The 8,404-nt window shown below is 43.6% G+C and carries 8 protein-coding genes; all 8 read left to right on the forward strand.

The genetic code is table 11. From position 1 onward, the window contains the following. Nucleotides 1-2 precede the first annotated feature (2 nt). The 8 genes from CA598_RS14450 to CA598_RS14485 all read left to right on the forward strand — a co-directional run bounded on the left by CA598_RS14450 (nt 3) and on the right by CA598_RS14485 (nt 8,306). On the forward strand, nt 3-1,490 hold the full coding sequence (locus CA598_RS14450; protein ID WP_094876946.1) for a sensor histidine kinase: 1,488 nt from the start codon (nt 3-5) through the stop codon (nt 1,488-1,490). Beyond that, on the forward strand, nt 1,465-2,154 hold the full coding sequence (locus tag CA598_RS14455; RefSeq protein WP_094869456.1) for a response regulator transcription factor: 690 nt from the start codon (nt 1,465-1,467) through the stop codon (nt 2,152-2,154). The genes CA598_RS14450 and CA598_RS14455 overlap by 26 nt, the downstream gene beginning before the upstream one ends. A 320-nt stretch (nt 2,155-2,474) precedes the next feature. Then, a complete protein-coding gene (locus tag CA598_RS14460) occupies nt 2,475-3,230 on the forward strand; it encodes an ABC transporter ATP-binding protein (protein WP_094876947.1) in 756 nt (251 codons plus the stop codon). Continuing rightward, nucleotides 3,205-3,954 (forward strand): ABC transporter permease, encoded by a 750-nt coding sequence (locus CA598_RS14465; RefSeq protein ID WP_094872893.1) that lies wholly within the window; start codon nt 3,205-3,207, stop codon nt 3,952-3,954. Before CA598_RS14460 ends, CA598_RS14465 begins: the two co-directional genes overlap by 26 nt. A gap of 60 nt (nt 3,955-4,014) precedes the next feature. After that, the gene (locus tag CA598_RS14470) at nt 4,015-4,797 is read left to right on the forward strand and encodes a COG4705 family protein (RefSeq protein WP_373455827.1); all 783 of its coding nucleotides are present in this window, start codon (nt 4,015-4,017) and stop codon (nt 4,795-4,797) included. 97 nt (nt 4,798-4,894) lie between these two features. Continuing rightward, nucleotides 4,895-6,079 carry an MGDG synthase family glycosyltransferase gene (locus tag CA598_RS14475; protein WP_094876948.1) on the forward strand — a complete coding sequence of 395 codons (1,185 nt, stop codon included), beginning with the start codon at nt 4,895-4,897 and terminating at the stop codon, nt 6,077-6,079. Further along, a complete protein-coding gene (locus tag CA598_RS14480; RefSeq protein WP_094876949.1) occupies nt 6,066-7,277 on the forward strand; it encodes an MFS transporter in 1,212 nt (403 codons plus the stop codon). Before CA598_RS14475 ends, CA598_RS14480 begins: the two co-directional genes overlap by 14 nt. 96 nt (nt 7,278-7,373) lie before the next feature. Continuing rightward, nucleotides 7,374-8,306, forward strand: a complete 933-nt coding sequence (locus CA598_RS14485; protein WP_094876950.1) for a hypothetical protein — start codon at nt 7,374-7,376, stop codon at nt 8,304-8,306. Nucleotides 8,307-8,404 lie beyond the last annotated feature (98 nt).

Genomic DNA, 8,404 nt, shown 5'->3' on the forward strand with positions numbered 1-8,404 from the left:
TTATGTCTATACGTTGGAAATTTCTTCTATCCTATGCGGCTATGCTTGTAGTTCCACTTCTTCTCCTTATCATTACGGCTATGTTAATGAGCATTGTCTATCATGGGGATGTGCAGAGCTTAAAGAGCACGTATGAAAGTAAATTTGAAGGAATGGAAGAGAACGATATCCGCAATCTTATTAAACATACTTTTTTGCAAAATACAGATTTACTTACAGATACTGCTTTCCTGAATGAATTATCCGCTGATATGACCAAGAGAAATACGTCTGTCTATATTCGTTCGGAGGACCAGATCCTGTATGCTTCAGAGGATCTGAAGCTTAAACAAGGATTAACCGATCATTTGCCTGGATACAAAGGAGACAGATCGCATATAGAACCTATTAGACAGCAATTTAATAATGAATGGTATCAAGTAGGCCAGTTTGATCTGTTATCCAAGGATGCCAAGCCAGTAAGTATATTTTTTCTGACGCCAATCGATCCTCTTGTCCAATTTGTGCGAACGTTCTTTCCGACGCTGTTTTTGATTACGTTGGTTATTCTGGTGCTGACACATACATTGCTGACAAAATATATGTCCAGACGGATAATCCGTCCCTTGCTGGAACTTCGTAAAGCGACAAAACGAGTCACCGAAGGGGATTTGGATTTTCAGGTGGAGATTAGTGGTAAAGATGAGCTGGGCCAGCTAGGGATGGCTTTTGAGGAAATGAGACACAGGCTTCAACAGTCTATTCTTGTACAGCAGCAATATGAGACGAACCGGAAGGAGCTAATCACCAACATTTCACATGATTTGAAGACACCGATCACTGCCATTAAAGGATATGTGGATGGAATTTTGGAAGGGATAGCGGATTCTCCGGAAAAAAATGAAAAATATATGCGAACGATTGCTGCCAAGGCTGGAGAAATGGATCATCTAATTAATGAATTGTTTCTATACTCCAAGCTGGATATGCAAAAGCTGCCATTTTCTTTTGAGTCCGTAAGAATTATACCCTTCTTAAATGATTGGGCAGAGGAACTAAAGGTAGAGCTGGAGAAGCAAGAGGTCGCCCTTAACATAGAAATGACAGGTGGCGAGGAAGTATGGGTCTCTGTAGATCGTGATTCCTTTAAGCGCGTTCTTGGCAACATTATTCAAAACAGTCTCAAATACATGGATAAGCTTGAAAAGAAAATCACAGTACACAGCTGGCAGGAAGAAACACAGTTTATTCTGGCTATTGAAGACAATGGACCAGGAATTCCTCCAGAAGCAACGGAGCATATTTTTGAACGCTTCTACCGTGGGGAGCAGTCCAGAAACACACATACTGGCGGAAGTGGATTAGGTCTGGCGATTGCTAAACAGATTATCACTGGGCATGGGGGAACGATTTATGCGAATAGCACGGAAGGAATAGGAACTATTATATATATTGCCTTGCCGATTGTGAAAGGAGACATCAGAGATGAACCGAAGCATACTGATTGTTGAAGACGAGCCTGTTATTGCTGAGCTGCAACGTGATTATTTGGAGATGAGCGGGTATCAGACGGAAATTGCAAAGGATGGAGAAAAAGGCTTGGAGATGGGCTTAACAGGAAAATTTGATCTGATCGTGCTGGATGTGATGCTACCCAAGTTGAATGGATTTGAGGTCTGCAAGAAAATTCGTGAGGAGCTGGATATTCCGGTTCTTATGGTCACCGCCAGACTAGAGGATATTGATATTATTCGTGGGCTGGGCCTTGGCGCAGATGATTATATCACAAAACCATTTAAGCCAGCCGAGCTTGTTGCCAGAGTGAAAGCACATCTTTCGCGTTATGATCGGCTGAAGGGACGTGGTTCCTCAACTAACGAATTGGAAATCAAGGGGCTGCGTTTAAATCCTGATTCTAGACGTGCCTTTGTAAGAGATGAGGAGGTAAGCTTAACGACCAAGGAATTTGATCTGCTGTATTTCTTGGCGCTGCATCCCAATCGCGTGTTCAGTAAAGATCAGCTCTTTGAGCGATTATGGGGGATTGATTCTCTGGGTGACACGCAGACAGTGACGGTCCATATCCGTAAGCTCCGCGAGAAAATTGAGGAGGACTCTGCAAATCCACTCTATATCGAAACCCTTTGGGGTGCCGGCTATCGCTTTCATGTTTAGAACCACTCCAGCGATCACGTCTATTCTGACCCAACTACTTGAGGTGTCTCAGTTAGCCATTTTAATGGCTTCTGGGACATTTCTTTTTTTAATTATAAGAAAGTATAAGTTTCACGCTATATTTTATCCTTATATTTCCGCATAAACGCTTACCGTCCTTAAAAGGACGCCAAAGGCGTTTAAGCTTGTAAAAATACAAGGAGTTAAGAATTATTTAAGGGTCTGTTCACGGGCATTTTAGATTTACGGCTTAGTCTAATATTGCAGGGAAATGGAGTTGTTAAATGGAGGACAAGAATTGAAGTAAAGGGGGAACTGAGATGGAGAGCATAATCAAGCTAACAGGAGTGACCAAAGAATTTCGTAATGGCAGCGGGATTAGCGGGGTTTCTTTGGAGCTTCGAAAGGGGGATATCTACGGATTACTTGGACCGAATGGTGCAGGGAAAACAACACTCTTAAAAGTAATAACGGGTCTGATTTCACCCAGCTTCGGCAGTATCTCACTGTTCGGGCAAGATCTGGGTTCATCCTATTCATCTAGTATGAGGAAAGTAGGCTGTATGATCGAATCGGCTGATTTCTACGACTATCTTACACCTGTACAATATTTGAAGCTGACAGCCAGCTTTTATCCGAATATTCGTCCAGAACGGATCACCGAGGTATTAGAGGCGGTAGGTCTCGCCTTGTTCTCCAAAGAAAAAATCAGACATTTCTCTACAGGAATGAAGCAAAAGCTCGCCATGTCTGCCTCTATCATCCATCACCCAGAGCTAGTGATTTGGGATGAGCCGACTAACGGGCTGGACATTGAGGGGGTTGTTCATTTTCGTGCTTTAGTTAAAGAGCTTTCTGCTAATCAGGGAATTACCTTTTTCATCTCCAGCCATATGATTCATGAATTGGAACAGCTATGTAATAGAGTAGGGATTCTGAATCAAGGTGTTCTGATTCGTGAGGGGGAAGTACAGGAGCTACTGACCGACAGCTTATCCCTTGAGGAGTTTTACATTACGGAGCTAAAGAAAGGAAAGGAGGTGCTTGAGAATGGAGGGATTAAGAGCGGGAATTAAAAATGAGCTTCTACTGATGATTTACCGCAAAAAGACCCTAATGTTCTTTATTGTTTCTGCCTTTATTCCACTATTATTGATGTTATTATTTCAGGCGCTTCACCCTATTCTGGGCATTGTGGCTGTTGGTTCCACGTATCCAGTCCAGGTGCTGGGAATCTGCACAACATTCTTAATTCCATTGTTTATGTTCTTAGAGATCTCTGAGCTATTTCCACAAGAGGTGTCCTCTCGTACCTTAAAGCTGACGTTACTCAAACCGATTACGCGATTGGGAGCGTACACCGCTAAGTTCCTTGCGCTAGGGCTTGCGATCGGAGGACTACTGTTTCTATTAGGGATAGTGAGCACGTTATGTAATATTCTGTTTGGAACTATCCATATGGGGAACGTAGGTATTATTAGCTTGATAAAAGCTTATACAGCAGCATTTCTCTCGATGTGTTCACTGGCAGCCTTGTTTGTGTTCATCGCTCAATTTTTTCGCAGCACAGGTGGGTTTCTAATGTTCTCGATCTTTGTCTTCGCCGGAGGTAAGGCTGTGCCTTACTTTATAAGTGGATTCTCTTCCTTTTCTATAATTTCTTATACGAATGGGTACTCTCTATGGTTAAGTCATGCAATTTCCGCAGGCAGGCTTGCCACAACTACCTTGTTCTTACTTTCAGGATTATTGTTATTTCTATCAGTGGGCTATTTCTTCTTTGATCGGAAAGAGGTTTAGCTTGAGCGCTACTTTTACTTCTCGGAGTATCAATTGTGTTGCTAAAGGAAGGGGAAATGATTGGTGAAGGAAACCAGTTCATTATTATCGGAAGATCGGAATGTATGGAATAAGGTGCCACAGGTGACTGTTTTTTTCTGGATCATTAAGATTATGGCGACCACTGTTGGAGAAACTGCTGCGGATTTTCTTAATTTCAACCTCTTTTGGGGGTTATCTAATACAACCTTGGTGATGAGTGGACTGCTGATTGCAGCACTATACTTCCAGATGTCAGCATCAAAATATGTACCTGCTCTTTACTGGCTTGCTGTTGTATTAATCAGTGTCGTGGGTACGCTCATCACTGACAATCTGGTGGACAATCTTGGCGTATCACTGGAGGCGACCACTATAGTTTTTTCTATCCTCTTAAGCCTGATCTTTGGAGTCTGGTATGCCAGTGAGAGGACGTTATCTATCCATTCGATTACTACCAAAAAGCGCGAGATGTTTTACTGGCTAACCATTCTATTTACCTTTGCCTTAGGCACAGCCGCTGGAGATTTAGTTGCAGAAAGTCTGAACTGGGGATACCTGCTCTCAGCAATTATTTTTGCCGCTCTGATAGGCGCGATAACACTCGCTTACTATCGCTTTAAGCTAAATGCAGTAACTGCCTTCTGGCTTGCATATATTCTGACTCGGCCATTAGGAGCATCACTGGGTGACTATCTTTCACAGGACCGGAGTGAAGGCGGGTTGGAACTGGGCACGACAGGAACAAGTATTATTTTTATTGTTATTATTCTCGGGTTAGTGATCTATTTAACCAAGACAAAGAAAGACGAGGTAGCACTTTAGAAAATATTGAAATTAATACTCAGTTAAGACTCCCATCACTATCCGTTTACGATTCAGAGTTAGAGTTAAAGGAGGCCATGAGAAAAGGAGCTTTGTCATGAACACAGATCCTAAAGTACTTATTGTTACTTCGGCATTTGGAGACGGGCATATGAAAGTAGCCGAGGCCATCGAACATTCATTTCGACGTCAGGGCATTAGCCGGATTACCACCTTGGATCTATTCGCTGCAGTTCATCCTACCTTGAATGAGCTATCCCGAAGATTCTATTTGAACAACACAGGGTATACCCAAGAATTTTATGGATTCTTGTACACAATGACGAGTAAGATGAGGCCAGAGCAGTTCATGGGTAGACTCATCCATTCTATGGGCAAACGAAAAGTACAAAGGATCATCGACGTGATACAGCCGGATATTATTATTCATACCTTTCCTTATTTGGCTGCAGCTGAGCTAGCATCAACAACAGGAGGTCGGATGCCTCTATTCACGGTTATGACGGATTATGTAGTTCATGGCAGGTGGCTTCACCCACAAACGACGAAATATTTTATCGCTTCAGAAAGCATGAAGGCGACTCTGATGGCAGCAGGGATTGCTGAAGAGAAGCTTGTGGTCAGCGGGATCCCTATTCGCGAGGCTTTTGAACAGACTCAGGATCGTGGAGCACTTTTACGCAAACATGGGTTACATGGAGATCGCCAATATCTATTACTAGCAGCAGGGGCTTACGGCGTATTAAGTGATATTAGCAGTTTAATAAAAAGAGTACTGCTTCAATCAAGCTTCGATGTCATTGTATTATGCGGGAATAATCATAAGCTTCGAACAGCTACGGTGGAGCTTTTTCAAGAGAACCCTCGTGTTCACATTTTGGGCTATACGGAAGAAATGCAGGAGCTGATGTGCATAGCTTCCTGTCTATTGACCAAAGCAGGCGGGATTACCTTGACTGAGGCGATGGCTCTAGCACTTCCAGTTATCGTCTATCGACCACTCCCCGGTCAGGAGGCAGGCAATGCAGAATGGTTATCTGGGCACCATTTGATAGAGATCGCACGAAATGAGGAGCAGTTAATAGAGCAGCTTCAGCGATTGGAGCATATGGCGTACAGAGAGGAAAGGGAACAGCATATGAGGGTCTTTTCGCGGAAATCAGCCTCGGATGCTATTGTTACCGAAGCCTTAGAGGCTATTAAATTGCGTCAGTCCTCTGTTCCCGCAGTAAAATCCATGCTTGTTGAAGGGCAGGCGAAGACGATTCATGGATATTATTAGGAAGAAAGAAAGGCAACAGCAGACGTTTACCCGCCTTGCAATAATTCTCTTTTTTATAGAATGGATAAGAGGTGCTGTCCTAATCACGTTCTTACCCACTTATATATTGACGAGCTGGGGGCTTACAACGTCAGTAGTTGGCATTGCGGTCTCCGTACACTATTTAACGGACAGCTTGATCAAAAGCTTCATTGGCTATCTCTTGGATAGATATCCTGGGCGTACCGTGCTTCATGGAGGCTTCTTTCTTGGGCTCGTAGGACTGTTAATGATGGTGACAACGCATAGTCCATGGATGCTTATTGTAGCCTCTGCTTGCTTGGGGGCTGGATTCTCACCGATCTGGATCCTATGTATGAGCCAGGTATCAGAGGAAAAACGAGCACAGCAGATGGGAACCTTGTACGTATACTGGATGGCTGGTCTAGGTCTGGGTCCCGTAATGATGAATTTATTAATGGGTGGTGGACTGTCACTGTCCCTTGCTGTCATTGGATTATTTTTTGTAGCGGGCTGGATCATGGTAGGTCTTGTGAAGATGAACAAGGTCTCGGTGCAGCGTGTGAATATATCCGTAGGCGAGCAGTTTGTATCTCTATGGAACAAAGTGAAGAAAGGGGGATTTCTCGTCCCGGGCATGCTGCTGCAGACTACAGCGGGCGGGATACTGGTCCCTTTTCTAACCAGCTTTGCTATTTCTCATTTAGGTCTGTCCCATTCTCAGCTGTCGATCGTGTTATTTATGGGAGGAGCAGGTGTAGTTCTATTTCTTGTGCCCATGGGAAAATGGTTTGATCAAGTTGGAGGTAAATGGTTCCTTGTGATTGGGTTCGGCGTATTTGCGGTTGCCTTGTTCGGCTTAACTTCTATTAATTCCTTCTCCGCCGCCATTGGACTCTCGCTTCTGCTGGGATGTGCTTATGCTGCTTTACTTCCCTCTTGGAATGCTTTAATGGCCAGTTACATTCCCGAAGATTCCGTAGGGATCAGCTGGGGCTTATTGTTTTCTATAGAAGGTTTAGGGGTGGTTATTGGTCCGCTAATTGGAGGCTGGCTGGGAAGCTCAGGGAATCAATTGCTGCCATTTCAAGTCAGTGCCTGTTTGTTTGGATTGATTAGTGTTGTCTACTTACTATCCCCTGCCCGATTATTTATTCACAGAAACAGAGTAATCGAGAAGCTTCCAAATGTATCGTAGTTAAGATTTATTTAATAGACTCTTCACAACGAATTTAGGAATTGCACCTAAGCTTAATATGCAAGACTAAATAAGTAATGAAGGGAAGGAAAAAGAATGAAGAAGAAATGGTTACTCACAGGAGGGGCAGCAGGGATTAGCGGGGTTATCATGCTGGCTACCGGACTGACGGCGTTTGCGGGAACCTCTGGGTATGAGGATTATAAAGCGGCACTTAAGAATACTGCAGAGAACATGCAGAGTATTACCGTACAAGCTGATGCGATACTTAAAGATAACGGCAGTGTTCTTAGTCAGGCACAAGGAAGCTTAAAAGCAAACTTGGCGAATGAAGCCGTTAGTGGGGCTGTAAAGATTAGCGGGTCACAAGGTTCCCATGTACTTAGCCTCTATAGTCAGCCTGACGGACAGGTCTGGAAGAGTGATGCTTCCGATATCTATTACGTAAAGCAGGATGTAAAGGATAAGAAGGATCAGGAATCAGGAACAGAACCCAAGGAAGCCGTTTGGTTAAGTAGCCAAGAAGAGACAATCATGGATGCTTTGATCGGTAATTTGAAGAATGAGTTCACATCTACCACCGATAAAGACGGTGCCAAGCATATCTCGCTGCAGCTTGATAATGCGCAAATTCCGGCAGTGATGCAGGCTTTAGCCCCAGTTTTGTTCAAGAATCTTTCAGAAGAGAAGGATCATGAGTCCAGTAAAGACACTGCTGTAGATTCGAAAGATCCAGAAGATCTTATTCAGCAGAACCTGTTTGATTTTCAAGCCATTGATATGACGAACGGCGTACAGATTCAAAGCATCCGTCTGAATGCTGATATCACTCCAGCCAATGCGCTTCAGCACCAGCAGTTAGATCTTACGTTTGTGGGTCAGGATGAGCAAGGAGCTTCCCATACGTTGGCTGCTAGTCTGGATGTTCAACTCTCTGCATTCAATGCGACTACGACAGAGTCTATTGACCTGACAGGTAAACAAGTGCAGCAGGTGAAAGAGGATCATGAACACGGACATCATGATTAACGTTGTTGTGATTAAATAAGTGTGGAACAAGTAAAAAGTCTGCAAATAGAAAGTCTCTATGATGTGAATGAACTGTGACCGTATTTGTGGAAAGTTTA

Source organism: Paenibacillus sp. VTT E-133291, assembly GCF_002264395.1.
GTDB lineage: Bacteria > Bacillota > Bacilli > Paenibacillales > Paenibacillaceae > Paenibacillus_AQ > Paenibacillus_AQ nitricinens.

Coding starts and splice junctions, on each gene's coding strand:
- CA598_RS14450 (WP_094876946.1), top strand. CDS start 3: ATGTCTATACGTTGGAAATTTCTTCTATCCTATGCGGCTATGCTTGTA.
- CA598_RS14455 (WP_094869456.1), top strand. CDS start 1,465: ATGAACCGAAGCATACTGATTGTTGAAGACGAGCCTGTTATTGCTGAG.
- CA598_RS14460 (WP_094876947.1), top strand. CDS start 2,475: ATGGAGAGCATAATCAAGCTAACAGGAGTGACCAAAGAATTTCGTAAT.
- CA598_RS14465 (WP_094872893.1), top strand. CDS start 3,205: ATGGAGGGATTAAGAGCGGGAATTAAAAATGAGCTTCTACTGATGATT.
- CA598_RS14475 (WP_094876948.1), top strand. CDS start 4,895: ATGAACACAGATCCTAAAGTACTTATTGTTACTTCGGCATTTGGAGAC.
- CA598_RS14480 (WP_094876949.1), top strand. CDS start 6,066: ATGGATATTATTAGGAAGAAAGAAAGGCAACAGCAGACGTTTACCCGC.
- CA598_RS14485 (WP_094876950.1), top strand. CDS start 7,374: ATGAAGAAGAAATGGTTACTCACAGGAGGGGCAGCAGGGATTAGCGGG.